Raw genomic sequence first — 26,584 nt, 5'->3', positions numbered from 1 at the left:
AACACCTTGGTCGGCAATCGAGACGCCGCTCGGCTCCTCCCGGGCGGCGTCGCGCGCGTCAGGCGACCGGGATGCCGAGCTCGGAGAGCGTGACGTCGATCTGCTTGGCGGAGGAGGGAGTGCCATCGCCCGCCCTGATCTCGGCCGCGAGGCTTGGCACATAAACTTCGCCGCTCACATAGCCTTCGTTCAGCTGCCGAGGGTCCGTGTAGCGCGAATCGGTATCGGCGCTTGCGGTCAGTTTCGATGGGTCGCCGCCGAACCGGTCGAGCGTGTGGTGCAGATTGTCGCGCAGCGTCTCCAGCTTGTCCTTCGGAATGCCGTTCAGCCAGTCGATGAAGCGCTGGCGGTCGGCCGGCTGGTCGAGACGATAGCCCTTCAGTTCCGCGTATCTGGCGAGGAGCGGCACCGGACTATGACCCTCGCCGCTCTGGTCGACGAGGACGCCGGCGGCGGTTTCGCTGAGGTCGGAATGGGCGAGGAAACGCTTCGAGGTGTCGGTCATGTATTTGTTCGAATCGCGCGTGTCGGCGACGATCATCTGGCCGATCACCGCGGCGCCGACGATGACCAACCCGGCAGGACCGAACATCGTGCCGGTGCCGAGCGCCGCCATGATCGTTCCGCCCGCCGCGGCGGCCGAAAGGCTGCCCATCAGCGGGTCGCCGGCCTTGAAATAGTCGAAGGCGACCCAGGCGTCGAAGCCGCCGCTCAGCGCCCCGAGAAACTTGACCGCCGGCCGGCTGCTGCTGCCGAAATGCTTGACGGCGGCGGAGTCGGCGTTGAGGTGGTCCATTCCACCGAGGATCTCGACCGTGCGCTGGCCGAGCCCGACCGCATCGATCACCACTTTCAGATTGTTTCTGAGCGTCGGGTTGTTCTGCGCCATGGTCGCGGAATTGGCGACGCTCGCCCCCGTCGCCGCCAGGCCGACGAGGCGCAGCATCTGGCCGGGGCCGGTGGTGTTGGCAAAGGACCGGACACCGCCCGAGCCTTTGAGATCGTTCAGCTCGTCGTTGAGGGTGGCCATCTTCGCCCGGGATTGCTCGAGCGTCTCGCCCGGCTGGGGCAGGGACTTGCCGACCGCGTCGATCGCCCGATCCATGTCGGCCTTGGGAATGCCGAGCATTTGCGACAGCTTGCCGTCTTTCAGCTCCTCCAGGCCGGCCTTGGTCTTGGCAAGCGCCCCGGGACCGCCGGATTGCAGTTCCGTGAAGGACGGCAGGACCTTGTGGCGGATGATCTGGGTCGTCGCCTCTTCGGCGAGCTTGCGGCCGCGATCGGTCAGGCGAGCCTGGTAACCCATCAGCTTCAGCACCGCCGGACTGTCGAGCAGTGCCGGGTTTTTCTTCATGGCGATCTCGACGGCCATTGCGGTCTTTTCATCGGAGAGGATCTTGCCGATCTCGTCGTTGACGGCTTGCTGCTGCGACGCCAGTTCCGGCGGCAGGTTGCCGAGCGCCGTCAGCTGCCGCAGCAATTTTTCGCCGCTGGCCGCGATGCTGTCTTCAAGGCGCTGCTCCGTTGCAGCCCAGTCGGGACCCTTTTCCTTCCTGTAGTCTTCGATCGCCTTGGTGAGTTGTTCGGCGGTCATGGTCCTGCCGTGGTTTGAGACCAGCCACTGCAGCTCCTGCATATGCGCCGAATAGGCGATGACGTCCTGGTTGACATTGCTTGCGGCATATTGCTTGACGTTTGGAACGATGTTCTGGACGACGAAATCGGGCGAGGCCGCCGCACTCTTCGCCGCGACGGCGATCGGATAGTCGAGGCGGGCGCCATTGCCGATCGCCACAGGGATGGAGTTCGGGTGGTAGCCGCCGAGCTCGGCAAAGCGCTCGACGATCCGATCGGCACCCGGGGTACCGGCAATGCGGTCGATGATCGTCATCATGTTCGCCTGGCCGTTCATGCCGATCAGCTCGCCGCCGATCTTTTCCTGCTTCCTGATGTCTGCCGCTTCGATCACCGGCATGGCGGAGGAGACGAGGTCCACGGCGAGCCGCGGATCGGCGCCGGCGGTCAGCCGTTCGAGATTGCTCATCGTCGTCGCGGCATCGCCCTGGTCGCTCGAAGCCTGTTCCGGCCGATAATCGGCGAGCGGCTTCGCCGCCCAGTTCGCCGTCCGGTCGATCAGGGCACCCGCATCCTCGGAGCGCAGCAGGACGCGCTGCACCTCGGGCGTCGCCGAGCTGAAGGCCGAGGAAAGCTTGCGGAACGCCTCGTCCGGCCCGCCGGCAGCGTTCGCGGCGTCGATGATAGCGCGTGCCTTGTCTTCGATGCCGGCGCCGGCATGCGTCGACGCGCGCAAGCCGACATTCAGCGTTTTCGCCGTGTCTTCGATCGCCGCCCGGGCGGGCGCCGCATCCGTCCAGTCGCGGTCGTAAAGGCGCTGCAGCGTCGCGGACCGCTCCTTCACCGGCAGTGTCTCGATATAGGTCTTGAGGTCCTTGGCGATCTCGCCGGTCTCCGCCTGATAGTCGATCTTCGGATCGTCGGAATACTGGACCCGATTGCCGCGATCGTAGATCTCGTCCGCCATGACCGCTTCCCCGTCCGTTTTCAGGCTGCGCGCCTCGATCGCTGCCTTGACGGCGTTGCCGGCCGGGCCGGCATCCAGCCAGTCGCTGTCGATCAGCCGGAGGGCTGCGGCCTGTCGTTCCGCCTTCGGGAGGTTGTCGAGATAGGCTCCGACGTCACGCTGCATGTCCTTGCCTTCGGCCCCATAGTCGATTTTTGCCGGGTCGTCGGCATAGGCGAGCTTGTTGCCGCGGCCATAGAGATCATCGATGAAGGCGGCCTCGCCCCTGGGCACGCCTTTGCCGTCCACGGGGCCGTGCGCGACGAGCTCGGGCGAGGCGAGCGGCACGATCACCACGTCGTTCGGGTCGATCGCCGCCGTGCTCTCCGTCAGTTTGATGCGGCTGGCGGCCATGAGATCGTCGAGGCTGACATGGTTCTGCTCAGCGATCTCCGAGAGACTGTCGCCTTTCTCGACGACGATCGCTTTTTCCGTGAGAGGGTCGATCGCCTTCGGCCCACCCGCCTCCGCCCGCTCGCGCACGGCCTTGTTGATTTGCTCGATGAAGAAGCGCCGCTGCTCTTGGGAAACGGAGGTTGCGCGGCCGCCCTCGGCGTCGTAGCGGTTCTTGCCGTCGATATCGATGCGATAGGACATGGGCGGGGTCTCCTTGGCTCAGTGCGGCACGCGGGGTGCACATCCCGGCGAAATAGCGTGGGAAGTGAAGAATGGTCTCTGAAATCAAGACACTGGTCGGGTGCACGCAAGCCGTGCGGGCCACTATGGCGGGCCTGCTTAATGGTTTGATGACAGGGGCTGGATTTCTTGAGGCGGCGCGAAGGCTTATCGAGGCGTCGTCCCGAGAAGGCCGCGCAGCATCGCCGGCGCCTCTTTCAGGATGGCGAATTCCGCAACCATGTATTGCAGGAGGTAGTTGAGATAGAGAACGATCAGAATGGCGAAGAGCAGGTTCTTGATCGCCAGCGACAGGTCGAAGACATGCAGCTGCGGCGACATGCGCGACAGGTAGGCAAGCATCAGGTCGGCGATGAGCAGGGCGAGCACGATCGGCGCGATCAGCAGAACGCCGATCTGCATGACCCGGTCGAGAATGGCGAGCACGGCCTCGGCCGCGCCGGAACCGAGAGCCGGCGAAAAGCTGGTGACCGGCCAGATCTCATAGCTTCTGTAATAGGTGTCGGCGAGCAGGGAGAAGCCGCCCGACTTGAAGAACAGGGCGACCAGCGCCAGGACGAAGAAGGTTCCGGCGATGCTGGTTTCCGTCGCCTGCAGCGGGTCGACGAGTTGCGCCGATGTCGAGCCGCGCTGCAGGTCGACGAGGTCGCCGGCGACTTCGGCGGCCCAGAAGGGAATGCCGAACATCACGCCGATGATGACCCCGAGAATGATTTCCTTGAGGATCAGGCCGGTCACCATCAGGGTCGAGAGGTTCGCTCCGTTCATGATTGTCGTCGTGAAACCCGGTATCAGCGGCAGGGCAATGGCGATTGCCACGCCTGAGCGGATCAGTCCGGTCAGCCCGAGCCGGACGAAGGCGGGGGTGATGACGATCATGCCAAGCGCCCGGGCCATGGCGATCGCCGTGCCGGCGAGCACCGGATAGATGACATCGAACAGCGAGGATGTGGCGGAGATGAAGTCCACGCCGCTCACCTACCGCGTCAGGGCCGGAAAGATGTCGAGCGTGTTGCTGGCGAAATTGGCGACCTGCATGGCAAGCGCCGGCCCGAGAACGACCAGGGCCAGCATGACGGCGACGAGCTTGACGGCCTGCGGGAGCGTCTGGTCCTGGATCTGGGTGAGCGCCTGGATGAGACCGACGCTGACGCCGATGACGATTGCGATGGCAAGCGCCGGCGCCGAGGCGATCAGCACGGTCAGCATGGCTTTCTGCATCTGGGCGAGGAAGGCGGTTTGATCCATGGCTCTAGCCTTATCCGTAGCTCAGGATCAGGCCGTGCATCAGCCGCGACCAGCCGTTGACGGCGACGAAGAGGAATATCTTCAGCGGGATGGAGATCAGTGTCGGCGAGACCATCATCATCCCCATCGCCATCAGCACGGTCGAGACGATCAGATCGATGACCAGGAACGGCAGGTAGAGCAGGAAACCGATCTCGAAGGCGCGGGTCAGCTCCGAGCTGACGAAGGCCGGAACGAGGATCAGCAGGCTGTCGGTCTTCACCGAAGCTCTCGCTTCCTCCGACCAGATGCGCTCCGTCGCCTGCAGGAAGAACTGGCGCTCGTTCTCGTCGGTGTAGCGGGTGAGGTGTGCCTGCAGCGGCGCCCTGAGCTGATTGGCGGCCCGCACCATGCTGTCCATCGATTGCATGTCGACCTGCTCGCTCGACAGCGTGCGGTACATTTCCCCGACGAGCGGCGTCGTCACATAAACGGTGAGGATCAGCGCCACGCCGTAGAGCACCAGGTTGGGCGGCGATTGCTGGATGCCGAGCGCGTTGCGGATCAGAAACAGGACGATCGAGATCTTCAGGAAGCCGGTCATCGTCACCACGGCGAGCGGGATGAGCCCGATCGTCGAAACGATGATGATGATCGGGATGAGATTGGTGGTCGTCTCACCCATCGGTCGAAAGCCGCACCACGCGTATGCCGAGGCCTTCGCCGATCCTGATCAACTCGCCCTTTCCGACCAGTCGCCCGTTCGCCAGGATGCTGACGGGGCTTGAAAGGCTCGGGCTGGCATGAAGCACCGTTCCCTCGCCCATCCTGGCGATCTCCTTCAGCGGGAATTCGGCCCGGCCGATCTCGAAGACGAGCTCGATCGGCAGATCGGCAAGCGGTTCGAGCTCTCCGGACGAAGGCGGTTGCTGCTTTGACATGGCGGAAAATTCCCAACTTGATTTCAGGGGCTGCCAGCCGGAGGCGAAGACCAGACCGGCTTCGCTGCGGCGGAGCGGCGCGACGAGGTGATTGCCGAGCACGGCGAAAGGCTCATCGGCCTGGGATTGCTCGCACAGGACGATGTCGCCGGGGCGAAGGCCCTTGAACTCGCCGACGGTCAGGCGCTGCGTTCCGGCGCATAGCTGGATGGGCCGGACGAGATCGCCTGTGAACTCGTTCAGAAGGCTCGTCCTGCTGCCGAAGGCCTTGCCGATCTTCAGTGCCGCAACGTCGCTCAACTGCAATTCCGCAGGAAGGGGCAAATCGCCGCTGTCGATCGTCCACGAAAGCTTGATCGGATAGTCCGCCGCCGCATGGGGCGGCCCCAGGCGCAACGGCTCTCCGATGCGTCGCTCGAGTTCGTCGAGAATGGGAGCGAGAACTTCCTCGAGGAGGATGTCGCGTTGCAGGACGGTGAGGTTTGCAAGGCTTCCCCGCACCCCGAGGCTCGCCGAAAATCTGTCGAGGGTGGCCGCGGGGATCAGCCAACGGCCGGGCGCGGCGCCGATCAGGAACGCCAGTTCGAGCGGATCCGCCACGCGCCCCGAGCTCTCTCCCGGGTCGAATGTGATGTTGGCCGGCGGCAGCGAGAGCCGGAATGCGACCCGAACCCCGACCAGCAGGTTGAGCAGCTCTGCATGCGCCGCCTTCACTTCCGGAAGCCACGCGGCGTCCTCGGCAAGCGAGCGGATAACGGTGGCGCCGGCGTCTCCTTGTGTCGACATCCTCATCGTCTACCGCTTCCTGCCCCTGGGGCGGACCGCCTCGTCGTCTTCGATCTCGCTGATGAGGTCGGCGCGCTGCGCTTGCTTGCGTCGGTTCTCCTCGGCGAGGAACAGGATCCGGTCGTGCAGCTTCCGTTTGCGCCGATACTCGGCCGCAAGCTCTTCCCACTTCCTGGCCTCCTGCCTCTCGCGGCGCTCGGCATCGTGGATGTGCTCCTCGATCTCGCGGGCGCGGTGGTCCAGGTCGGACAGCGCGCCGCGATATCGTTCGAGGTCGCGATGATCGACGGTGCCTTGGGCGAGATTGGAGTAGAGAACCTGTTCGTCCCGCCGGCGCTGTTCCTCATGCGCGAGGCTTTCAGCATTTGCCGCCTCGACCGCCTGGACGGTCTGGTCATGACGATTGTGCTGGCGCCGGGCCTGCTCCTCTGCTCGCCGCATCCGCATCGCCCTCAATACAACGAGGTGAAGCAAATCACCTTTCCGGGTCATCCAGCCAACACCCTCAAATGTTCGACGGTCGCCTCGAGCGGGGAAAACTCGTCGCCCGACTGCTGCAGGAAGGCTTCGATGGCGTCGCGCTTGTCGATCGCCTCATCCGAAAGGGCGTCAGCACCGCGCTCGTATTCGCCGACCCGCAGCAAGAGTTCGATCTCCTCGTAGCGGGCAAGCAGCGTGCGGATACGGGCGGCGTGGTCCCGGTGCGTCCTGCCGGCGACCGTTTCCATCAGCCGGCTGCGGCTTTTCAGGATGTCGATGGCCGGGAAGAAGTTCCGCTCGGCGAGAGCGGAGCTCAGCATGATGTGCCCGTCGAGAATGGCCTTCGTCTCCTCCGCAACCGGGTCCAGCGTGCCGTCACCCTCTGTCAGCACGGTGTAAAGGGCGGTGATCGAGCCGCCTTGCCCCGGACCGGCGCGCTCCAGGAGACGCGGCAGGGCGGCAAAGAGCGACGGCGGATAGCCGCGGCGCGTCGGCGGCTCGCCGGCCGCCAAACCGATCTCCCGCTGGGCGCGGGCGAAACGGGTGACGCTGTCCATCAGCAGCAGCACATCGCGCCGCTGATCGCGAAAATATTCGGCGATCGCCGTTGCCGCATAGGCGGCTTTCACCCGTTCGATGGCCGGCCGGTCGGAGGTCGCAACCACGACGACCGAGCGACGGCGCCCCTCTTCGCCGAGTTGCCCTTCGATGAATTCCCGCACCTCGCGGCCGCGCTCGCCGATGAGGCCGATGACGATGACGTCGGCCTTCGTGCCGCGGACGATGGCGGAAAGCAGCGAGGATTTGCCGACACCCGGCTCGCCGAAAATGCCGACGCGTTGACCGCGCGCCACGGTCAGCAGCCCGTCGATCGCCCGAATGCCGAGTTGCAGCGGCTCGGTGATCAGATCGCGTCTAAGCGCGTGCGGCGGCGGCCGGTGCGTCGGGTAATAGGTGTCGGTGACGACCGGGATCGCCCGCTCGTCGGAGACGTCGAGGATTTCGCCCAAGGGGTTGACGACCCGGCCGAGCAGGTCGTCGCAAACGGGGATTTGCAGGGTCCTGCCGGTAGCGATGACCTCGGCGCGCGTCGACATGCCGTCCAGATCGCCGATCGGCGTCAGCACGGCTTCCTCTTCCTCGAAGCCGACGACCTCCGCCGGTACCGTCGCGCCCGAGACGGGGTCCCTCAGGTGGCAGAGTTCGCCGATCCGGACCATCGGCGCGGTGGCGTGGACGATGATACCGGTTATCCGTCGGACGCGGCCATGCAGCGGCCGTGTCTCGCTGCCGAGCGCCCGCTCCCGCAGCCGCCGGACGAGGTCGCCCGGATCGGTCGACAGATGCTCGTTCATGCGGCCGTTTCCGAGTGGCTGGATCGGGCGCCGAGCAGTGCCGCGCGGATCACCGACAGTTGCGTGTCGAGCCCCGCATCGACGACCGCCACGGCGTTGGCGAGCACGCATTTGCTGCCGTCGAGCCGCGGATCGGCGAGCACGGCAATCTTCAGGGTCTCGTTGCTGTTCTCCCGCTGCACCAGTTCGGCGACGCGCTCGGCAAGAGCCGGAGCAACGGTGATCGTCACGTCGCGCTCGTGGCGGAACGACTGCAGGGCTTGCTGCGCCAGTCTGGCGACGAGCTCGGCCTGATCGAAGCGGCCGAGCAACTTTTCGATGACCGCCAGGCTGAGCTCGGCGATCTGCCGGTCGAGGCCGGCCAAGTATGCATTGACGTCCGCGGTGGTCCTCAGGAGCAGGGCTGCCGCCTGCCGTTCGCCCTCGACCCGCCCGGCCTCGTAGCCCTGCTTCCTGCTCTCCTCAACGCGGTCTCGCAGCTCAGCGAGCTGCCGGTCCGCCTCGGCTTTCGCCGCCTCCAGAAAAGCGAAGCCATCGAGCCAATGGTCTGCTTCGGCCGGCCGGAGAATTTTTCTGGTGGGACCCGAAGGGATCTCGTTCATCCGATCTCCCTCGCCGCCGCATCGATAGTCTTGTCCTGCGCGAGGCGCCGGAGGATCGCGGCACCCCGCTCCGCATCGGCCGGCGCGGAAAACGCGCTATGGTCGTCGGTCTCGTCTCTGAGCCGCAGCCACGCCGCCAGCGGCTCCGGCAGGGAGGCTTGCCAGCTCCCCCAGCATTTCCTGCCGTCGGTTTCGATCGCCTGCATCAACAGGTCGAGGTCGCCCGGCGGCGGATGGCCGGCGGCCAGATCGCGGTTGTGAAGGGCGAGCTGAAAGGCGAGGTCTCCGATCCGCGACTTCATCTCGGCGACCTCGCGATTGCGGATTTCACCGGCGAGCACATGGCTCCAGAACACGACGCCCGCCAGACGGCTGTGTTGCTCCACCCGCTCCGGCGGCAAGCTCAGGAGTTCGAGATCCCCCTCTGCCGGCTCAGGACAGGAACCGGCGTCCGGAAGCCGGTATTTTTCTCGGACCAGGCGGGCGAGCGGCCGCTGCACCCGGTCGGATTGCTGCAGCCTCGCCGCGGCTTCGATGGAGATTGTCTCGTCATAGGCGTGAACGACATGGCGCGGGTGAACGAGGCGGGCCGGTGCCGTCTGGAAAATCGCCCAAACGTCCTGGGGATCGGCGCCCTTGGGATCGTCACTCGCCGAGCCCTCTGCCAGCGAAGGACCCGTCATTTCGCCGGACCATAGGGTTGCAGCTGATAGACCTTGCGTCGCCGGCTCTGCCTACGCCACGCCAGATAGCCGAGGCAGCCGACCGCCGCGATGAGGCAGCCGAGGAGGCAGCCGAAAATCAATCTCGCCTTGGCGACGCTCGCCGGCAGCATCCAGAGTCCGAGGAATGAGGTCAGCTCGGCGCCGCCGGCAACCGGCTCGCGCGCGCGCTGGCTCGCAACGGGCACGACCGAGACCTTTTCGTAGGTGAGGCCCGAAATGCTGTTGGCGACCAATGTCTTGATGCGCGGGATCAGCGGGTTGACGTCGAGACCGGCCTCGTGGCGGATGAACACCGAGGCCGAGGCGGGGATGGCGTTGCGCTGCAGCGGGTCGTTGTCGGGCAGGACGACGTGGACGCGCGCCGACAGGACGCCGTCGATTTCCGAAACGGTGCGGGAAAGCTCCTCGCTCAGCGCATAGATCATCTGGGCGCGTTCCTGCACCGGCGAGGCGACGAGCCCCTCCTGTTGGAACACGCTGCCGAGCGTCGCAAATTTCTGCTTGGGAAGGCCCGCCATGTTGAGTGCGGTCACGGCCTCGGAGAACTCATTCTCATCAACCGTAACCGTCAGCTTACCGTCCTTCTGCACGACGCGGCCTGCCGCGATGCCCTTCGAGAGCAGCGTGGCGACCATCTCATTGGCCTCGCGCTCGTCGAGATTGGTGTAGAGGTCGACGCTGCAGGCCTGCAGCGTCACGACGATCAGCGCGAGCCACAAGCCGCGCACGAGCCGTGGGAGAGGCCAGGAGTTCTTCATTGACCCTTGACGAGCGTGAGCGTCGCGCTGGTGAACTGCGTCGGGCCGCGGACGACCATCTGCGTTTCGATCGCATGATCGAAGACCCGTCCCAAGGTCTCGACGAGCCGTCCGGCATCGCTATCCGGCGTCCGCGCCGCATTGGCGTCGCCGCCCGGCAAGGGAAGGAACGATGACGAAGTCGGTGATTGGCCCGGCTCGGCAGGAATCGCGCTGCCATTGGCAAATTTCCCGGCCCGCTCGACGAAGCCTTTCAGGTTGTCGACGACCGTTCGGCCGAGATCCGCCGGGCTTGCGCCATGCGGCAGCGACCCGGCGTTGAGCGCCGCGTGCTCGAACAGGCCTTGCGAGGCAATGGGGATGGAATCCTGCGGGGCAGGGGCGGTAACGAAGGCATTCTCAACTGGTGGAACAACCGTCATGGTTGCGTCTCCTGTCGGCATGAAGGGGAACTATTCCTCGTCGGCCATCGCCTCGTTCAGAACCTCCTGGGCGATCTTCATCATTTCCTGAGCAATCAATTGCCCGCCGCCGCCAGCAATGGCTTGCTGCAGAGCTTCGTCGAACTGCGCCTGAGAAGGGTCGACGTTCTGGGTCTGAATGGGCGTCTGCGTCGTCGCGGCTAAGGGACCGGCCATCATTGCTCTCCTGCTGGGCTCTTGGTTTTCTTGCGATTGGCGGGGGCCGCCTGGCGATCCGTCTCGACCAGATCCGCCGTCACCTCGTCGCGCTGGCCGCCGCGAAAGATCCGCACCCGCGGATCGTCCACTTGTGTCGCCGGCGGCGGCTGAACGGATGCGGCAACCTGCTTCACCATGGCGATGAAGGGCGGCGGGCCCGAAACGCGCAGCGCCGGCGCATTGGTGGTGGCGCGCACTGAAAAGCGCCCGTCCATGAGGTCGAGGCGCTCGATCTCGTCGATGACGGACCGGCCGTTCGCCCTGCCTATATCGATGATCTGGGTCGAGAACTCGTCGCTGGTATTGATATGCAGGATCGACCCGTCGAAATACCAGATGAGGCCGTTGGCCTGGGTGAGCCTGTCGAGGAAGTCGCCTGCCGTAGCGGCGCGGATTTCGCCGCGCACCTGGCCGCGAATCCTGTCGGACAGGACGACGGGAAGGGACAGGTTGCGGCCGAACTCCTTCAACGCGTCGCGAACATCCTGGTTGATCAGGACATAGCTGTATCGGCTGTCATACCACCGCGGTGCTTCCGCGAAACTCGCAGCTGTGGCTGCTAATGTAGCGATAGCAAACACGCAGAGTCTCCCGGTGAACATGACCATTTTCATGGCAAACGTTCCGATCGTTCGCATCGAGCGGCTGAAAGCTATAACAGTAGGTCGGCACACGCAACTCGCAGTTGGGTAAAATCGATAGCAACGCCAATAGCTAAACAAGCAAAATCTGGAACACGTTATGAGATAAACTATATACCAATATTATAATACAAGGGATAAGCGATTTCATGGCGATTAAATCGTTTGATATCACGATATATTACAGCAAGAAATATTATGTGATGCTCTTGCAAATTGTCATTCCAGAACTTCGACCTTAACCATTGCTGCGCCCGATGGAGGGTAGTCGACTCGATAAGGAAAGCATGCCGGCGGTGTGAGCTGCGCTCGCAAGCCGGCCGAATTATCAAGGAGAAGACAATGGCAGTTTCCGGTGTGGGCGGTACGCAAACCTCGGACAATTCGATCCAGAAGATGACGGACGCCTTCGACAAGGCGATCGACAAGTCCGCCAAGATCACCGAGATCACGACCGAAAAGAAGGTCGCGCTCGACGCCGCAAAGCAGCGTCCGAACGGCTAAGAAAGCCCGAGGGGCGGCCACGGGCCGCCCCTCATCCCATTCGTAAAGATCCTGACTTGGACCGGGCTGCGCCTTGCGCGCAGCGTCGGTGTCTCGGCTATCCGGCGAGCGAGGTGATAGTTCCATGGCATCCAATCTGGTCTTGAGGAATTCGGCCACGCCTCTGACGCTCGATGTCCTGAAGGGCGTTCACAGCGGCGTCTCCCTGCCCCTGGAAAAGGGCGCTTATCTGATCGGTTCGGGCGCCGATTGCGACCTGATGCTCAGCGACCGCGACGTGTCGGCGCACCACATGCGCCTGCAGTTTGCCGGCTCCGAGGTCATGGTCGAGGCGATCGGCGCCGATCTCGTGGTGGACGACACGACCGTTCCCGTCGGTCACGGGCTGCAGGTCCGGATCCCGGTGACCGTGACGCTCGGCGGTGCGCGCCTCAACCTTTCCCGGCCAATGCGGGAAGCAGCCGGCCGAAAGGCGGAAAAGTCCTCGCGCGCCAGCTGGATGCTCGGCGGCGTCGCCGCTTTCTCGCTTCTCACCATAGCGGCCGTGCAGGCCGGGGTTGCGGAGGTCGATCACCGGCCTTCCACGGTGGGTATCGAGGCGACGGCGATGACGACCGGAACGATCGCTTCCTCGGCTCCCTCGCCGCAGGACGTCTCGGCGGCGCTTGCCGCAAGGCTGCGCGAGACCGGCCTGTCGGACCTGAAGATCGAGGCCGACGGGACGCGGTTTTCCGTTTCCGGTGCCGTCGACGACGCGGCCCGCAAGCCGTGGAGCGAGGTCCAGGCCTGGTTCGACCGCACCTACGGCACCAGCTATGTCCTCACCAGCCTTGTCGGCGAGGCGGCTCCGCAGAGCGCGCCGAAGTTCCACCTTCAGGCCATCTGGTTCGGCGACACCCCCTATGCGATCAGCGCCGACGGGGCGCGTCTCTACAAGGGGGCGGCACTCGAGGACGGCTGGTACATCAAGGATATCCGTGACAGCAGCCTGACGGCGGCGCGGCAAGGCGAAGAATTCGTCCTCCGCTTCTAGAGGCGCGACGAGAGGGGGCATCAGGATGAGCATCGAAGTCCGCCGACACGACAATCGCAGCCGCGGCCAGTCGAGTGCGGTGTCGTTGCGACCGGAGGCGGCCGGACGAAGCCAGCCGCAGGAGTTCGACGCGCGGCTCCTGCAATCGATCCGCCAGGCCCGCCAGAGGACGTCGGCCGGCAATGTCCGGGCGGGCGGGGCCGAGCGGGCCAGGCTTTCGAATGCGACGCTGTTCGACCTGTCGCGTTCCCAGGAGGTCCTGGCCTATATCGTCCGGGAGGTCTTGCCCGGATTGGATCTCGACGAGGACATCCGCAACCTCACCGCATCGATGCTGAACGACGAGATCGAAAGCAGACGCGATCTGCAGCAGCGGCTCATGCAGGCGCAAAGCAGTTGACTGAGCGCCACGCAGACAGCCTCGAATTCCTTCATGCGCTCGGTTCGCTCTACTGTCGCGCCGGCCATCACGAGCGCGGCCTGGTGTTTCTTCTGCTCGCGGCAAAGATGGCGCCGGACAATGTCCCGGTGCTGCATTCGCTGGCCGAAGCATTCGCCGAATCCGGCGCCGGCCCGCGTGCGATCGCCGCCATCGATCGGATCGAGGACATATCCGAGGCCATCGATCCAGCCCTTCAGCGGCTGAGGAGCAAGGCGGAGTGGCTGCGCGGCGACAAGGATCGGGCCCGCGAGGCGTTCGAGGCCTACCTTCGGGCGAGGGCGGCGGAATGAGCGTGATCGCCGCGGTCAACCAGTTCGCCAGGGCGGCATCCCGGCGGTCGGACATCGTCGTCGCGGCCGTGGTGATGCTGGCGATCACCATGATGATCATCCCGATGCCGACTTTTCTCGTCGACATGCTGATCGGCTTCAACTTTTTCTACAGCCTGCTCATTCTTGTCGGCGCGCTCTATATTTCGAGCCCGGCGCAATTCTCTTCGCTGCCGTCGATCATCCTGCTCGGCACGCTCTTCCGGCTTGCATTGGCGATCACCACCACGCGGCTGATCCTGACTGAGGCGGATGCCGGTCAGATCGTCGCGGCATTCGGATCCTTCGTCGTCGGCGGCGACGTGCTGGTCGGGCTCATCGTCTTCCTGATCATCACCATCGCCCAGTTCGTCGTAATCACCAAAGGCGCCGAGCGCGTCGCCGAGGTTGGCGCCCGCTTCGCGCTCGACGCGATGCCGGGCAAGCAGATGAGCATCGACAACGAGGCGCGCAGCGGCGACATCGACCAGCAGGAAGCCCGTCGAAAACGCGACGACCTCGAACGCGAAAGCCAGTTCTACGGCGCCATGGACGGGGCGATGAAATTCGTCAAGGGCGACGCGGTGGCGGGATTGATCATCATCGCGATCAACCTCATCGGCGGGCTGGCGATCGGATCGCTGCAGCGCGGGCTCACGGTCGGGGAGGCGGCGCATACCTATTCGCTGCTGACGGTCGGCGACGGGCTGATTTCGCAGATACCGGCGCTGATGATGGCGGTGGCGGCAGGGGCGGTGGTGACGCGCGTGCCGTCCGGTCGGCGCCCGCAGGACCTCAGCTCCGAAATCCTCGGTCAGCTCGGCGCGAGCGATCGGGCGCTGGCGCTGGCGGCGGCGATCCTTTTCGGCTTCGGGTTGGTTCCGGGCTTTCCGCTGATCGTGTTCTGGCCGCTCGCCGGCCTGGCCGGGCTGCTCGCCTACGCTGCCCGCAAACGTCAGGCGGCCGAAGAGGTTACGGGTTCTGCTCAGAACCGGCGCGAAGCCCGCCCCGTTTCCCCCGGGGGGCGCGTCGTCGATCACATAGCGGGCAATCTGCCGGGTGCCGGCTCGGATCTCGGAATGGCGCATAGGCTCACTCTGACGATGGGGGAAGGGCTTGGCGAGCGTCTCCCTCCGCCCCTGTTCGCCGAACGGACCGAAAGCCTCGCCGAGGCGATCCTGGAAGACCTCGGCATCCGCGTTCCGGCGATCGGCCGGCTGACCGACGCGCGGCTCGCGACGGCCGAGTTTCGCATCGATTTCGAGGGCGTTCCCGTCGTCGATGGCGCGCTCCTGCCCGATCATCTGATGGCCTGGGATGAAACCGTCGACCTCGACATCCTGTCGATCCCCTATGTGACGCAGCCGGACCTGATGGGATTGAAGCTCGTCTGGATCGACAGGTCGCATGCGGCAGCCCTCGACGCTGCCGGTGTCGGCTATTGCGAGGCGGCGGACGTGGTGATGACGCTCGTCGAGCGCGTACTGCGCCGCTATGCGCCGGACTTCATCGACGCGCAGGAAACGCGGGCGCTTCTCGGCCGGCTGGAGGGGACATTCGGAGATCTGACCAAGGAGGTTCTGGACGTCGTCTCGGCGCAGAGGCTCTCCGACGTGCTGCGCAGGCTGATCGAGGAAGATGTTCCGATCACCAATATGCGTATCATTCTCCAGACGATCGCCGAACGTGGGGCGCAGATCCAGAACCTGCAGGCGCTCGCCGATCATGTACGGGCGGGCCTCGGGCGGCAGATCTGCTTTCGCCTCGCCGACAGCAACCGGATCGTTTCGGCCTATCTGCTGACACGGCCGTTCGAGGACGAGCTCAGAGCGGCGGTCGAGAAGAATAGCGGTCCGGCCGGCGCGGTTCCGGAACGCCTGGCGGCACCGATCCTCGAGGAGCTCAAGAAGCGGCGGGAGAAGGCGGGCGCGCAGTCGCGCGCCGCGATCCTGACCTCGATGGATCTTCGTCGGCACATCCGAAACCTGCTGATGCGCCACGACGTGCAGATGGCGGTTCTGTCCTACCAGGAGATCGCAGCGGAGTTCAGCGTCCAATGCCTCGGCTATATCGCGCTTCCGGTCTCCGGAGTGCCGGAACTCGCAGTCGACGGTCGCCCATGAGGTCGCTGGCGGAGAAGATCGAGAAGAATTCATGTCTTGCCTGCGCGGGGGCGCGGGGCGCGGGGAACGAATAGGGAGTGGAATGCTAGTCTTGCGAAGCCTTCGTCCTGTCCGGACGGGGAAAGTCTTTCTGCTTATCTTGCTGACCGTGCTTGCGGTCCACTGTGCGCTGCCTTCGGCGAGCGCCCAGGTGAAGGTCGACGCGATAAACGGCCAGGTTCTGGAGCTGACGGTCGGGGAAGGCACGATCCTTCGCTTCGACGAGCCGGTCGAGTCGGTGTTTCTGGCCGACACGGCGATCGCCGACGTGCGCGTCGTCTCGCCCGGCGTCGTCTATATCTACGCGACGAAGACCGGCGACACCAATCTCATCGCTCTCAGCGCCGACCAGATGACGCGCGGCACCGTGCAGGTTCGCGTCAGCGGCAATCCGAGGGCCGCGGAGCAGTCGGCGCTGGCGCTGCAGCCGACCACCCGGGTCGATATCAGCCTGTTCGGCGGGCAATATGTCGGCACCGGCCAGACCCGCAATGTCGGCGAGGCGATGGACATGGAAAGTGTCCTGCAGAGCTATTCGACACCCGATCGGCCGGCGCTCAACAACACGACGATTGCCGGGTCGAACCAGGTCAATATCCGCGTCCGCTTCGCCGAGGTCGCCCGCAACGAGCTGACGCGCTTCGGCATCGACTGGAGCCTCTTCGTCAACAGCGGCTCCTTCTCCTTCGGCATTGTCCGGACCGGCGGGGCCAGCAACGAGGACGACACCGGGATCGCCATCGGTGCGCGCGGCGACCATGTGAACGTCAATGTGCTGCTCGACGCGCTGCAGGCGAACGGCATCCTGACGATCCTTGCGGAGCCCAACATCACCGCCGTCACCGGCCAGACCGCCAGCTTCCTGGCCGGCGGCGAGATACCGGTTCCGGTGCCGGCCGGCGATGGTCAGATCGGCATCGAATACAAGCAGTTCGGCGTGTCGCTGCAATTCACGCCGACGCTGCTGCCGAACAACCGCATTGCCCTCCAAGTGCGTCCCGAGGTCAGCAGCGTATCGCAGGACAGTGTCGTTTCGATCAGCGGGCTGGTGGTACCGTCGCTGCGCATCCGCCGGGCGGACACGGCCGTCGAGGTCGGCAGCGGCCAGACCTTCGCGATCGCCGGCCTGTTCCAGCGCCAGGAGTCGCAGACGCTGAACAAGACGCCTGTCGTCGGCGACGTGCCGATCCTCGGCGAATTGTTCAAATCCAAGCGGTTCCAGCGCAACGAGACGGAACTCGTCATCCTGATCACCCCGTATCTGGTGACGCCCACCTCCGAGCGAAACATGAAGACGCCGCTGGACAGCCCCGCCGGTGCGATTACCTCGCCGCGCAAGAAGGCGAAACCGGCGGTCAACAAGGGATACGGCTTCTATGTCGAATGATATCTCCTCGGGAGGGGCGATGGCCCGCGCCACGCTGATCGCAGCCCTGCTCATCCCGGCAGGCTGCAGCGGTTCGCATCCGCAGCCCTATTCTCCGAACTACAGCTATCTGTCGATGCACGGCGCCCCGCCGGCGAAGGGCGGGCTCGTTCGCAAGGGCTACGACACGACCGAGACGCAGACGCTGGTGCCGGATGCCTGCATCACGCCGGATACCGCCGACCAGCCGCTTTACCTGCCGTCCGGCTGTGCCAACAACCTCAATCTGCAGCTCATGGCTGCGGATCAGCGGCACCTGCTCAAGGGCCGCGAAATGGGGCCGGCGATGGCGGCGCCGGTGGCGCGCGCCGCGAAGACCTACATCGATCGCTACGGTGAAGGTAACCACCGCAATGCGACCAATGAGACGGAGGTAGAATGAAGGCGTGGTCGATTCTGAGTTCCGGCCGTCGCCGGCGTAGCATGGGGCGGGGGATCGCAGCCGTGGCTGCGCTTCTGGCGCTTTCCGCCTGCACCACGGTTCCTGCCGACAAGGAGAAGGACAAGCAGGCGAGCGCCCAGACGAAGCTGTTGAGCGTTGCCGAAAGCATCGAGGCGAAGGGCGAAAGCGCGACGGCCCTGGCGCTCTACGAGCGTGCTGCCGTCAACGCGCCGAACGACGCATCGATGCGCGTCCGCCTCGGCAATGCGCGCCTCAAGGCGGGCGACGCCGAGGCGGCGGAGGAAGCCTTCCGCGCCGCGCTCGAGATCGATCCGAAGGACCCCGATGCCCTGCTTGGACTGGGCACCGCCCAGTTGCAGAAGGGCGAGGCCGAGTCGGCTGCACGAAGCCTGGCGCCGGCCGCCGAGGCGCTGAATTCGGTGGTGGCGTATAACCGCCTCGGAACGGCGCTTGTTTTCAGCGGCGACGGGGGAGCGGCGGAGGGTGCCTTTTCGAGGGCGCTGGCGCTGCAGCCCGCCAACCTGGATACGACGACAAATCTGGCGCTTGCCGAAGCACTCTCGAACAACCTGACGCAGGCGGTCACGCATATGACGGGCGTCGTGGGTTCGCCGCTCGCCGAACGGCGCCATTTCGTCAATTACCTGATCGTCCTGACCATGGCCGGCGAAACGGAAAAGGCGCGCTCCGTCGCCGTGCCCGAGATGTCCGCGCGGCAGAAAGGCCAGATTTTGGCGAAGGCGGCGAAGCTGCGCGCCATCCCGGACGTTGCCAAGCGTGCGCAGGAGATCGGTCTTCTGGCGTCGTCCAGGGATGACGGCGTCACGTGAGCGAAACAAGCGAGGAGAAGTCGCTTCCCGCGTCGGACAAGAAGATCCGGGACGCGCGCCGGAAAGGCCAGGTGATGCACAGCCCGGACATGGTCTCGGGCATCGTCGTGCTGTTCTCCACCCTGTTTCTCTTCTATGTCGCGCCGAGCCTGCAGGTGAAGATCGAGCGGCTCCTGGACGAGGCGTCGCATATCTACGAGCGCCCCTTCGCCGATGTCTGGTACCGGCTGAGCACCATTGCCGCCGATGCGCTTTGGACGACGGTGCTGCCCATCCTCGGCATCACGATCGTCGCCATTCTCGCCACCAATGTGGCGATCACCAAGGGCTTCGTCTTTTCGGCCGAGCCGCTCGCGCCGGATTTCAACCGTGTCAATCCGGCATCGGGGCTGAAGCGGATCGCCTCGTTGAAGAGCGTCGTCGATTTCGGCAAGGCGCTGTTCAAGATCGCGGCGCTCTCCATTGCCTTTGCCGTCGTCTTCCATGCCGGGCTCGGATCGCTGTTCCAGTCGCCGACCTGCGGCTTTGCCTGCCTGCATGCGACGTCGCTCTCCATGCTGAAGACCATCACATCCATCGCCATCGCCGCCTTTGTCGTCATGGGCGCGGTCGATCTCTTCCTGCAGCGCTGGCTGTTCCTGCGCGAGATGCGGATGACCCGGTCGGAGAGCAAGCGCGAACACAAGGACACGGAAGGCGACCCGCTCATCAGGCAGGAGCGCCGCAAACTGGCGCGTCTCCTTGGAACGACGAAGACCGGTCTTGCGGGCGCCGTGCTGCTGATCGGTGAGGAGGGGGCGGTGTCGGTCGGCATACGCTATGTGCGCGACGAAACGCCCGTGCCGATCGTCGTCTGTCGAGCTTTCGGCCCGGCGGCCTCCTCGATGCGAGCCCAGGCGAGAAGCCGGACAATTCCCTTCATGGCCGACGCGAAGCTTGCCGCCGAGCTTGGCAAGACACCCATCGGGGCGCCGGTTCCCGACCGGCTTTTCCAGGAGGTGGCGAATGCCCTGGTCGCCAACGGTCTGATTTGAACGCCCGCAACGTCCGAGGAGACTTCACATGTCGGATTTGTCGAAAATGCAGTTCCTGCGGGCGCTGCTTCTTCTCCTTCTCCTGGCGCCGACCGTCGCGCAGGCGACCGCGGACCAGCCTTGGCCGCCGATCCTCGACAAGAAGAACAAGCGGGTCTGGATCGACAGCGGCTATATCGAGTTCCTGATGTCGGCGCCGGCCTACCCGCCGCGTCATGCGCCGGGGGCGTTCCTGCCGAGGCAGGTGGTGAAATACCGCACCCAGGAAGCGCCCGGAACGATCATCATCGATACGCGCCGTTACGCCCTCTATTACGTCCAGCCTCACGGAACGGCGCTGCGCTACAGCGTCGGCGTCGGGCGAGAAGGCTACGGCTGGCACGGAACCGAAATGGTGAGCCGCAAGCGCGCCTGGCCGGAGTGGCGCCCGCCCGCCGACATGCGCGCCAGGCGGCCGGAACTTCCGGCCTACATGGCCGGCGGCGCCGACAATCCGCTCGGTGCGCGCGCCATCTATCTCGGCGACACGCTTTACCGGATCCACGGCTCGAACGAACCGGAAAGCGTCGGCCGGTCCTCCTCCTCGGGTTGTTTTCGCATGACCAATGACGACGTCATCGATCTCTACGAGCGGGTGAAAATCGGCGCCAAGGTGATCGTGCTGTAGCGCCGGCTCCAGTCGCGAGCGGGGAATGAGCGAAAGTAGGGGGGCGCCGGAGCGAAAGTAGGGAGGCCGCGGCGCGGCGTTTGGAGCTATTCGAGAGACACACGTGCCGAGGATCACGTGGCCATCGATAGCTCGAGCGGGAGGCGGGCGGGAAACCGCACACAGTTTTCCTCATCCCGCTTAGTCCAGACATCGCGGGAGGATAACGTGATACGTCTATTGCTGCTGGCGCCCTATATCGGGCTGCTATGGGTCCCCTTCTATAACTTCGAGGAGCCGAAGCTCTTCGGCTTTCCCTTCTTCTACTGGTACCAGCTCGCCTGGGTGCCGCTGACCTCGCTCCTCACCTATTTCGTCTACAGGAGCGTGCGTCATGACGGCTAACATCGACATGTCGGCGCTGGCCGTCTTCATCTTTTTCTTCGTGCTCGTCACGGCAATGGGCTTCTTCGCCTCGCGCTGGCGCCGGGCGGAATCGCTCGATCACCTCGACGAATGGGGTCTCGGCGGGCGCAAGTTCGGCACCTGGATCACTTGGTTCCTGGTCGGCGGCGACTTCTACACCGCCTATACGGTCATCGCCGTGCCGGCGCTGGTCTATGCGATCGGCGCCTACGGCTTCTTCGCGCTGCCCTACACGATCATCGTCTATCCGCTGGTCTTCGCCGTTATGCCGCTGCTCTGGAAGGCGGCGAAGGAGCGCGGCTACGTGACCGCCGGCGACGTGGTGCGCGGCACCTACGGCTCGCGCGCTCTCGAGCTTGCGGTCGCCTCGACAGGCGTGATCGCGACGATGCCCTATATCGCCCTCCAGCTCATCGGCATGGAAGTGGCGATCAAGGCGCTGGGGCTGACCGGCGAAATGCCGATCGTCCTCGCCTTCCTGGTGCTGGCGCTCTACACTTATTCGTCCGGCCTCCGGGCGCCGGCGCTCATCGCCTTCGTCAAGGACATCATGATCTATATCGTGGTGCTCGCGGCAATCATCGTCGTGCCCTCCAAGCTCGGCGGCTACAGCGCCGTCTTTTCGGCGGCCGACGCGGCCTTCGAGGCGAAGGGCAAGGGCGGCATCCTGCTCGATCCGGCGCAGCTCGTTCCCTATGTGACGCTGGCGCTCGGTTCGGCGCTTGCCGCCTTCATGTATCCGCACACGCTGACCGGCATCTTCGCCTCGTCGGGCGCAAACACGATCCGCAAGAATGCGGTTCTGCTGCCGGCCTATACGCTGCTCCTCGGCCTGCTCGCGCTGCTCGGCTACATGGGTCACGCTGCCGGGCTGCAGCTCCAAAGCAACAACGACGTCGTCCCGACGCTGTTCAAGACGCTGTTCCCGGGCTGGTTCGCAGGCTTCGCCTTCTCGGCGATCGCCATCGGCGCGCTCGTCCCGGCGGCGGTCATGAGCATCGGCGCGGCGAACCTCTTTACCCGCAACTTCTGGAAGGTCTGGGTCAACCCTGACGTCACCGCCGCCGGCGAGGCGCAGGTCGCCAAGATCACCTCGATGCTCGTCAAGGTGGGGGCGCTTGTCGCCATCCTGCTGCTGCCGACCCAGTTCGCGCTGGACCTGCAACTGCTCGGCGGCCTGTGGATCCTGCAGACTTTGCCGGCCCTGGTCTTCGGTCTCTACACCAGCTGGTTCCGGGCCCCGGCGCTGCTGGCCGGCTGGGCAGCCGGCTTCATCGGCGGCTCGGCCCTCGTCTGGTCGGACGGGCTGAAGCCGCTGCATGCGCTGGCCTTCGACGGAGTGACCGTCTCGGTCTATACCGGTCTTCTGGCGCTGGCGCTCAATGTCACGGTCGCGGTGGTCGTCAACCTCGTGGTGCCGGCGAAAGACAGCGCCGACGACGACCTGACGGTCGCCGAAGCCGACTCGCGCGGCTAAGTTTGAGGGGCCGGCCGGAGGTCGGCCCCTTATTGCTTTTCGCATTCGTCGGCGCCGGCTTTCGCCCCGCGTTGCCATCCGGCAGGCGATATGCAATGAACCGATAGCGGCGGCGAAGGCGGTGCCGCGCGAAGCGCCGCGCGTCCGACCGGATCCGCAAAAGGCGTTGTGGCAGATTGAATTGCTGCGTGTTCTTGCTCGGATCACGCAGTTGGGCAGCGAGGTGCCATGCCCGGTTGGGTCGTCCTCTCCGTTTCTACAGCCTATGTCGTCATCCTGTTCCTGATCGCCTGGTGGACGGATCGGCATGGTACGGGCCGTCGCCTGGCGGTGCCCAGCGAGTGGCTGGCGGCGCTCGGCTATGCGCTGACGCTTGCCATCTACAACACCTCCTGGAGCTTCTACGGTTCGGTCGGGCGAGCCTTGAGCGGCTTCGATTTCCTGTCGATCTATGTCGGTCCGACCTTGGTCCTTGTCTTCGGGCAGCGGCTGATCGCCAGGATCGTCACGGTCGCCAAGAGCCAGAACATCACCTCGATCGCCGACTTCATCGCGGCGCGCTACGGCAAGAGCCAGGCGCTGGCCGCGCTCGTCACCATGGCGGCGCTGCTTGCCGTGTTGCCCTATATTGCGCTGCAGCTGAAGGCGGTCGGCACCAGCTTCGACATCCTGACCTCGCCGGTCGCCGCCCCCGGAGGCACCCGGCCGATCCGCGGCGACAGCACCTTGGCCGTCGCCGCCTCGATGGCGCTCTTCGCCATCATGTTCGGCGTCAGGCACATCCATGCGAGCGAGCATCACCGCGGGCTGATGGCGGCGATCGCCTTCGAGAGCCTGGTCAAGCTGTCGGCCTTCGTTATCGTCGCGCTGTTCATCGTCTTCGGCATGTTCGACGGCCTTGGCGACCTCATCGCCCGCACGCAAGCGGATCCGCGCATGGAGTCCCTGCTGGCGCCGGACTTTGCCGACCCCACCTGGATATCGAACACCATCATCGCCGCGATCTCCTTCCTCTGCCTGCCGCACATGTTCCATGTCGCGGTGGTCGAGAACCAATCGCTGGCGCAGGCGCGCGCCGCCGCCTGGCTTTACCCCGCCTATCTCATCGTCTTCAGCGTCCTGATGGTGCCCATCGCGATGGCCGGCGTCGCCCGCTTTGCCGATACGGTGAACCCAGACACCTTCGTGATTTCGCTGCCGCTTGCCGCCGATGCGCCCCTGATGGCGCTGGTCGCCTTCCTCGGCGGCTTCTCGGCGGCAACCGGCATGGTGATCGTCGCCTCGGTGGCGCTGAGCACGATGCTCTGCAACGACGTCATCGTCCCGCTTCTCCTGCGCTCGCGCCTGGTCGGTCGCAGCGGCGCGATCTGGCCGTCGCCTTCGGCGCTGCTGCTGGTCCGGCGGGTCTCCGTCGCAGGCATCCTGCTGCTCGCCTATATGATGAACCGGCTGGTCGACCAAGCCTATCCGCTGACCGTCATCGGGCTCCTTTCCTTCGTTGCGATCGCCCAGTTCGGCCCCGCCTTTCTCGGAGGCTTGCTGTGGCGGCGCGCCAAGGGGGCGGGGGCAGTGGCCGGGATCTCAATCGGCTTCGCCTTCTGGATCTACACGCTGCTCCTTCCCTCGATTGCCCCGCTCGTCCCCGCCGTCGACGCCCTGGTCGCCAACGGGCCCTTCGGGCTCGCCTGGCTGAGGCCGCAATCGCTTTTCGGGGTTGCCGGCCTCGATCCGATTTCGCATGCGACGCTCTGGAGCCTTGGCGCCAATCTCCTGGTCTTTGCGGCCGTGTCCCTGCTGGCCGATCGTTCGCCGCTCGAGCGCCTCCAGGCAGAGGCCTTCGCCGAAGGGACCCCGGCGCCGCCGCCGCTCGCCTCCTTGCCGCTCGTCACGCGGCTCGACGACCTCAAGACGTTCGCGGCGCGTTTCGTCGGCGCAGAGCGCAGCGCCTCCGCCTTCGAAGACTTCGTCGAACAGCGCCGCGCGCGCAATGACGGGCTTGCCGACACGGAAGCGATGCGCTTCACCGAGAACCTCATTGCCGGCGCGCTCGGCGCTGCGTCGGCCCGCGTGGTGATGGCCGCGGCGCTCGAAAGCCGCTCGCTGTCGCGCAAGGCGGCCGTGGGGATGCTCGACGAGGCATCGCAGGCGCTGCATTTCAACCGCAAGCTCCTGCAAGGGGCGCTCGAAAGCGTGCCGCAGGGCATTTGCGTCTTCGACGCCAACCTCGCCATCGAGGCGTGGAACGCCCGCTTCCTGACCCTGCTCGACCTGCCGAGGGACCTGATCCGCGTCGGCCTGCCGCTCGCAGAACTCGTCGACTTCAACCGCGAGCGGGGCGAATACGACGCCGAGGACCTCAAGGCACTGCTCGTCAACCGAGACCTCGCCACGCAATCCTGGCCCTATGTCTACGAACGCAAGCGGCCGGACGGCATGGTGCTGGAAATCGCCTATGACCGCATGGCGGCGGGCGGCTACATCTCCACCTATACCGATGTGACCGAGCGGCATCGGGCTGCGGCGGGGCTGCGCCGCGCCAATGAGGAACTGGAGCGGCGTGTCCAGGAGCGCACGCAGGCGCTGGAGCAGGCCAAGGCCGAAGCGGAGCGCGCCAATATCGGCAAGACGCGCTTTCTCGCCGCGGCAAGCCACGACCTGCTGCAGCCGCTGAACGCGGCGCGGCTCTATCTGGCGGCGCTCGACGAGAGCCTGCGCCTGAAGCCCGACTCAGCCGAAAAGGACCTGCGGACGGAGGAGCGGGCGCTCGCCAAGAATGCGGCAGCGGCGCTCTCATCGACGGAGCGGCTGCTCGACGAGCTGTTGGACATTTCGTCCTATGATTCCGGCGCGGTCAGGGCGCAGCCCGTGGATTTTTCGGTCGGCTCGCTTCTCGCCCAGCTCGAGCTGGAATTCTCCGCTTTGGCGCGCCAGCGCGGCCTGACGCTCAAGGTCGTTGCCTCGACGCTCTCGGTCCGGACCGACCCGCAACTCCTGCGCCGCGTCCTGCAGAATCTGCTCTCGAACGCCATACGCTATACGCCCAGGGGGAGGGTTCTCCTGGGATGCCGGCGGCGCGGAGACAGCTTGCGCATCGAGGTCCGCGACACCGGCATCGGCATTGCCCCGGAGCGCCAGCAGGAGATTTTCGAGGAGTTTCGCCGGCTCGACACCGGCGAGGAGCGGGAGAAGGGGAGCGGCCTCGGACTGGCGATCGTCGAGCGCATCTGCCGCTTGCTCGATCTGCCCCTCGAAGTGCGCTCCCGCCCGGGGCAGGGAACCTGCTTCGTCGTCACCGTGCCGCGCGGAACGGCGGGTGCCGCGGCCACCGTTTCGGAAAAGTCGGCAACGCCCTCGGTGGCGAGCCACACGGCACTCACTGTGCTCTGCGTCGACAATGACGAGGCGATACGCGCGGGATTGTCAGCCTTGCTCTCCCGCTGGGGACACCGGCCGATTGTCGCGAGCGACGACGTAACGGCGCTTGCCAATTGCAGCGGCCAGGTGCCAGATCTGGCACTCGTCGACTATCATCTCGACGGCACGACCGGCGTCGAGGTGCTGGGCAGGCTGCGCAAACACTGGGGCCGGGAGGTAAGGGGCCTTGTGATCACCGCCGACCGCAGCGAGGCGGTCGGCGCCAAGGCGAAGGCGCTTGCCTGCGAGATCATGGCGAAGCCGGTGAAACCGGCGGCCTTGAGACGATATCTGAATGCCGTGGGCCTGCAAAAGGGCGCCGGGTTACAGCGGGATGGGGAGGAGGTACATGAGCACGCGCATCGTCATCGCGGATGATCACCCGATGGTCCAGGCAGCCTTGCGCAGCGCTCTGGTCACGGTGCTGCCCGACCTCGAATTGATCGCCTGCCGCTCGGTCGACGAGGTGCTGGGGGTGCTGTCGAGCGATTGGCAGGAGGTGGATCTCGTCCTTCTCGACCTGACCATGCCCGGCACGGATGGTTTCGCCGGCCTGTTCCTGCTGCATTCCCACTATCCGACCCTGCCGGTGGCGATCGTCTCGGCCAGGCAGGACGCGGCGACGATCCAGAAGGCGATCACCTTTGGTGCGTCCGGCTATGTTCCGAAGTCGCTCGACCTGCCCGAAATGGCGAGGGCGATCGGTGCCATTCTGGAGGGAGAGATATGGACGCCGCCGCGCGTCGGGGCCGAGACGGCCGATCCGGATGCGGCGATGAGCGCCCGTCTCGCCTCGCTCTCGTCGCAGCAATTGCGCATTCTGACGAAGATCATCGAGGGCAAGCTCAACAAGCAGATCGCCGGCGAGATGGAGATCGCCGAGCAGACCGTCAAGGTGCATGTCTCGGCGATCCTCAAGAAGCTCGGCGTCGTCAGCCGCACCCAGGCGGCGGTGCTGTGCGAACGGCTGCTGTCGACCAGCGCCCGCGATGCGGGATAGGGCGTTCTCGATGGTGCTGCACTGAACCCCCCCTGGCTGCCGGCCAGAGGGGGTAGCAACACGCCCT

General features: G+C 65.3%; 27 protein-coding genes. 14 read left to right on the top strand and 13 right to left on the bottom strand.

Annotated features, from left to right (window positions below):
- Positions 1-58 precede the first annotated feature (58 nt).
- From NGR_RS11080 to NGR_RS11020, 13 genes are all read right to left on the bottom strand, one after another.
- Positions 59-3,178, bottom strand: coding sequence for a LysM peptidoglycan-binding domain-containing protein (locus tag NGR_RS11080; RefSeq protein ID WP_015888359.1), 3,120 nt, complete (start codon positions 3,176-3,178; stop codon positions 59-61).
- 186 nt (positions 3,179-3,364) lie between these two features.
- The gene (sctT, locus tag NGR_RS11075) at positions 3,365-4,186 is read right to left on the bottom strand and encodes a type III secretion system export apparatus subunit SctT (RefSeq protein ID WP_015888358.1); all 822 of its coding nucleotides are present in this window, start codon (positions 4,184-4,186) and stop codon (positions 3,365-3,367) included.
- Positions 4,187-4,195: 9 nt separating this feature from the next.
- The gene (locus NGR_RS11070; protein WP_014331082.1) at positions 4,196-4,465 is read right to left on the bottom strand and encodes an EscS/YscS/HrcS family type III secretion system export apparatus protein; all 270 of its coding nucleotides are present in this window, start codon (positions 4,463-4,465) and stop codon (positions 4,196-4,198) included.
- Between the two features lie 10 nt (positions 4,466-4,475).
- Positions 4,476-5,129, bottom strand: coding sequence for a type III secretion system export apparatus subunit SctR (sctR, locus tag NGR_RS11065; protein ID WP_015888357.1), 654 nt, complete (start codon positions 5,127-5,129; stop codon positions 4,476-4,478).
- Positions 5,122-6,171: a FliM/FliN family flagellar motor switch protein gene (locus NGR_RS11060; protein WP_240545088.1), complete on the bottom strand. Its 1,050-nt coding sequence runs from the start codon at positions 6,169-6,171 to the stop codon at positions 5,122-5,124. Before NGR_RS11060 ends, sctR begins: the two co-directional genes overlap by 8 nt.
- Positions 6,172-6,180: 9 nt before the next feature.
- Positions 6,181-6,612 carry a type III secretion protein gene (locus tag NGR_RS11055; protein ID WP_240545087.1) on the bottom strand — a complete coding sequence of 144 codons (432 nt, stop codon included), beginning with the start codon at positions 6,610-6,612 and terminating at the stop codon, positions 6,181-6,183.
- A 47-nt stretch (positions 6,613-6,659) separates the two neighbouring features.
- The gene (locus NGR_RS11050) at positions 6,660-8,006 is read right to left on the bottom strand and encodes a FliI/YscN family ATPase (protein WP_015888354.1); all 1,347 of its coding nucleotides are present in this window, start codon (positions 8,004-8,006) and stop codon (positions 6,660-6,662) included.
- Positions 8,003-8,608, bottom strand: a complete 606-nt coding sequence (locus tag NGR_RS11045; protein WP_015888353.1) for a FliH/SctL family protein — start codon at positions 8,606-8,608, stop codon at positions 8,003-8,005. Before NGR_RS11045 ends, NGR_RS11050 begins: the two co-directional genes overlap by 4 nt.
- The gene (locus NGR_RS11040) at positions 8,605-9,291 is read right to left on the bottom strand and encodes a type III secretion protein (RefSeq protein WP_015888352.1); all 687 of its coding nucleotides are present in this window, start codon (positions 9,289-9,291) and stop codon (positions 8,605-8,607) included. The genes NGR_RS11045 and NGR_RS11040 overlap by 4 nt, the downstream gene beginning before the upstream one ends.
- The gene (gene sctJ, locus NGR_RS11035; RefSeq protein WP_015888351.1) at positions 9,288-10,091 is read right to left on the bottom strand and encodes a type III secretion system inner membrane ring lipoprotein SctJ; all 804 of its coding nucleotides are present in this window, start codon (positions 10,089-10,091) and stop codon (positions 9,288-9,290) included. The genes NGR_RS11040 and sctJ overlap by 4 nt, the downstream gene beginning before the upstream one ends.
- Positions 10,088-10,513: a hypothetical protein gene (locus NGR_RS11030; protein ID WP_015888350.1), complete on the bottom strand. Its 426-nt coding sequence runs from the start codon at positions 10,511-10,513 to the stop codon at positions 10,088-10,090. The genes sctJ and NGR_RS11030 overlap by 4 nt, the downstream gene beginning before the upstream one ends.
- Before the next feature lie 30 nt (positions 10,514-10,543).
- A complete protein-coding gene (locus NGR_RS11025) occupies positions 10,544-10,729 on the bottom strand; it encodes a hypothetical protein (protein ID WP_015888349.1) in 186 nt (61 codons plus the stop codon).
- On the bottom strand, positions 10,729-11,352 hold the full coding sequence (locus NGR_RS11020; RefSeq protein WP_240545086.1) for a type III secretion protein: 624 nt from the start codon (positions 11,350-11,352) through the stop codon (positions 10,729-10,731). The genes NGR_RS11025 and NGR_RS11020 overlap by 1 nt, the downstream gene beginning before the upstream one ends.
- A gap of 402 nt (positions 11,353-11,754) precedes the next feature.
- Between NGR_RS11020 and NGR_RS32295 the strand changes: the two genes are divergently transcribed.
- From NGR_RS32295 to NGR_RS10955, 14 genes are all read left to right on the top strand, one after another.
- The gene (locus NGR_RS32295) at positions 11,755-11,916 is read left to right on the top strand and encodes a hypothetical protein (protein ID WP_162832834.1); all 162 of its coding nucleotides are present in this window, start codon (positions 11,755-11,757) and stop codon (positions 11,914-11,916) included.
- A 124-nt stretch (positions 11,917-12,040) separates the two neighbouring features.
- Positions 12,041-12,949 (top strand): SctD/MshK family protein, encoded by a 909-nt coding sequence (locus NGR_RS11015; RefSeq protein ID WP_015888346.1) that lies wholly within the window; start codon positions 12,041-12,043, stop codon positions 12,947-12,949.
- 25 nt (positions 12,950-12,974) lie between these two features.
- Complete coding sequence (locus NGR_RS11010; RefSeq protein WP_015888345.1) at positions 12,975-13,349, top strand: hypothetical protein; 375 nt, start codon at positions 12,975-12,977, stop codon at positions 13,347-13,349.
- A complete protein-coding gene (locus tag NGR_RS11005; RefSeq protein ID WP_015888344.1) occupies positions 13,346-13,681 on the top strand; it encodes a tetratricopeptide repeat protein in 336 nt (111 codons plus the stop codon). Before NGR_RS11010 ends, NGR_RS11005 begins: the two co-directional genes overlap by 4 nt.
- On the top strand, positions 13,678-15,822 hold the full coding sequence (gene sctV, locus NGR_RS11000) for a type III secretion system export apparatus subunit SctV (protein WP_015888343.1): 2,145 nt from the start codon (positions 13,678-13,680) through the stop codon (positions 15,820-15,822). Before NGR_RS11005 ends, sctV begins: the two co-directional genes overlap by 4 nt.
- A gap of 82 nt (positions 15,823-15,904) precedes the next feature.
- Positions 15,905-17,248 carry a type II and III secretion system protein family protein gene (locus NGR_RS10995; protein ID WP_015888342.1) on the top strand — a complete coding sequence of 448 codons (1,344 nt, stop codon included), beginning with the start codon at positions 15,905-15,907 and terminating at the stop codon, positions 17,246-17,248.
- A complete protein-coding gene (locus NGR_RS10990; protein WP_015888341.1) occupies positions 17,238-17,669 on the top strand; it encodes a hypothetical protein in 432 nt (143 codons plus the stop codon). The genes NGR_RS10995 and NGR_RS10990 overlap by 11 nt, the downstream gene beginning before the upstream one ends.
- 62 nt (positions 17,670-17,731) lie before the next feature.
- Positions 17,732-18,520 (top strand): tetratricopeptide repeat protein, encoded by a 789-nt coding sequence (locus tag NGR_RS10985; RefSeq protein WP_015888340.1) that lies wholly within the window; start codon positions 17,732-17,734, stop codon positions 18,518-18,520.
- The gene (locus tag NGR_RS10980) at positions 18,517-19,554 is read left to right on the top strand and encodes an EscU/YscU/HrcU family type III secretion system export apparatus switch protein (RefSeq protein ID WP_015888339.1); all 1,038 of its coding nucleotides are present in this window, start codon (positions 18,517-18,519) and stop codon (positions 19,552-19,554) included. The genes NGR_RS10985 and NGR_RS10980 overlap by 4 nt, the downstream gene beginning before the upstream one ends.
- A gap of 28 nt (positions 19,555-19,582) precedes the next feature.
- Complete coding sequence (locus NGR_RS10975; RefSeq protein ID WP_015888338.1) at positions 19,583-20,221, top strand: L,D-transpeptidase; 639 nt, start codon at positions 19,583-19,585, stop codon at positions 20,219-20,221.
- 207 nt (positions 20,222-20,428) lie between these two features.
- Positions 20,429-20,605, top strand: coding sequence for a DUF3311 domain-containing protein (locus NGR_RS10970; protein ID WP_014331092.1), 177 nt, complete (start codon positions 20,429-20,431; stop codon positions 20,603-20,605).
- Complete coding sequence (gene mctP, locus NGR_RS10965) at positions 20,595-22,103, top strand: monocarboxylate uptake permease MctP (RefSeq protein WP_015888336.1); 1,509 nt, start codon at positions 20,595-20,597, stop codon at positions 22,101-22,103. The genes NGR_RS10970 and mctP overlap by 11 nt, the downstream gene beginning before the upstream one ends.
- Positions 22,104-22,331: 228 nt before the next feature.
- Positions 22,332-25,895, top strand: coding sequence for a hybrid sensor histidine kinase/response regulator (locus NGR_RS10960; protein ID WP_015888335.1), 3,564 nt, complete (start codon positions 22,332-22,334; stop codon positions 25,893-25,895).
- Entirely contained in the window at positions 25,867-26,517 is a 651-nt protein-coding gene (locus NGR_RS10955; protein ID WP_164924014.1) for a response regulator, read from the top strand. Before NGR_RS10960 ends, NGR_RS10955 begins: the two co-directional genes overlap by 29 nt.
- Positions 26,518-26,584: the final 67 nt, after the last annotated feature.

The sequence above is a fragment of the Sinorhizobium fredii NGR234 genome, from assembly GCF_000018545.1.
GTDB classification, from domain to species: domain Bacteria; phylum Pseudomonadota; class Alphaproteobacteria; order Rhizobiales; family Rhizobiaceae; genus Sinorhizobium; species Sinorhizobium fredii_A.
This window is presented reverse-complemented; position numbering and strand designations above follow the sequence as displayed.

Coding starts and splice junctions, on each gene's coding strand:
- NGR_RS32295 (WP_162832834.1), top strand. CDS start 11,755: ATGGCAGTTTCCGGTGTGGGCGGTACGCAAACCTCGGACAATTCGATC.
- sctJ (WP_015888351.1), bottom strand. CDS start 10,091: ATGAAGAACTCCTGGCCTCTCCCACGGCTCGTGCGCGGCTTGTGGCTC.
- NGR_RS10960 (WP_015888335.1), top strand. CDS start 22,332: ATGCCCGGTTGGGTCGTCCTCTCCGTTTCTACAGCCTATGTCGTCATC.
- NGR_RS10995 (WP_015888342.1), top strand. CDS start 15,905: ATGCTAGTCTTGCGAAGCCTTCGTCCTGTCCGGACGGGGAAAGTCTTT.
- sctR (WP_015888357.1), bottom strand. CDS start 5,129: ATGGGTGAGACGACCACCAATCTCATCCCGATCATCATCATCGTTTCG.
- NGR_RS11080 (WP_015888359.1), bottom strand. CDS start 3,178: ATGTCCTATCGCATCGATATCGACGGCAAGAACCGCTACGACGCCGAG.
- NGR_RS10955 (WP_164924014.1), top strand. CDS start 25,867: ATGAGCACGCGCATCGTCATCGCGGATGATCACCCGATGGTCCAGGCA.
- NGR_RS11010 (WP_015888345.1), top strand. CDS start 12,975: ATGAGCATCGAAGTCCGCCGACACGACAATCGCAGCCGCGGCCAGTCG.
- NGR_RS11055 (WP_240545087.1), bottom strand. CDS start 6,612: ATGCGGCGAGCAGAGGAGCAGGCCCGGCGCCAGCACAATCGTCATGAC.
- NGR_RS10990 (WP_015888341.1), top strand. CDS start 17,238: ATGTCGAATGATATCTCCTCGGGAGGGGCGATGGCCCGCGCCACGCTG.
- NGR_RS11060 (WP_240545088.1), bottom strand. CDS start 6,171: ATGTCGACACAAGGAGACGCCGGCGCCACCGTTATCCGCTCGCTTGCC.
- NGR_RS11045 (WP_015888353.1), bottom strand. CDS start 8,608: ATGAACGAGATCCCTTCGGGTCCCACCAGAAAAATTCTCCGGCCGGCC.
- sctV (WP_015888343.1), top strand. CDS start 13,678: ATGAGCGTGATCGCCGCGGTCAACCAGTTCGCCAGGGCGGCATCCCGG.
- NGR_RS11040 (WP_015888352.1), bottom strand. CDS start 9,291: ATGACGGGTCCTTCGCTGGCAGAGGGCTCGGCGAGTGACGATCCCAAG.
- NGR_RS10975 (WP_015888338.1), top strand. CDS start 19,583: ATGTCGGATTTGTCGAAAATGCAGTTCCTGCGGGCGCTGCTTCTTCTC.
- NGR_RS11015 (WP_015888346.1), top strand. CDS start 12,041: ATGGCATCCAATCTGGTCTTGAGGAATTCGGCCACGCCTCTGACGCTC.
- NGR_RS11030 (WP_015888350.1), bottom strand. CDS start 10,513: ATGACGGTTGTTCCACCAGTTGAGAATGCCTTCGTTACCGCCCCTGCC.
- NGR_RS11050 (WP_015888354.1), bottom strand. CDS start 8,006: ATGAACGAGCATCTGTCGACCGATCCGGGCGACCTCGTCCGGCGGCTG.
- NGR_RS11025 (WP_015888349.1), bottom strand. CDS start 10,729: ATGGCCGGTCCCTTAGCCGCGACGACGCAGACGCCCATTCAGACCCAG.
- mctP (WP_015888336.1), top strand. CDS start 20,595: ATGACGGCTAACATCGACATGTCGGCGCTGGCCGTCTTCATCTTTTTC.
- NGR_RS11070 (WP_014331082.1), bottom strand. CDS start 4,465: ATGGATCAAACCGCCTTCCTCGCCCAGATGCAGAAAGCCATGCTGACC.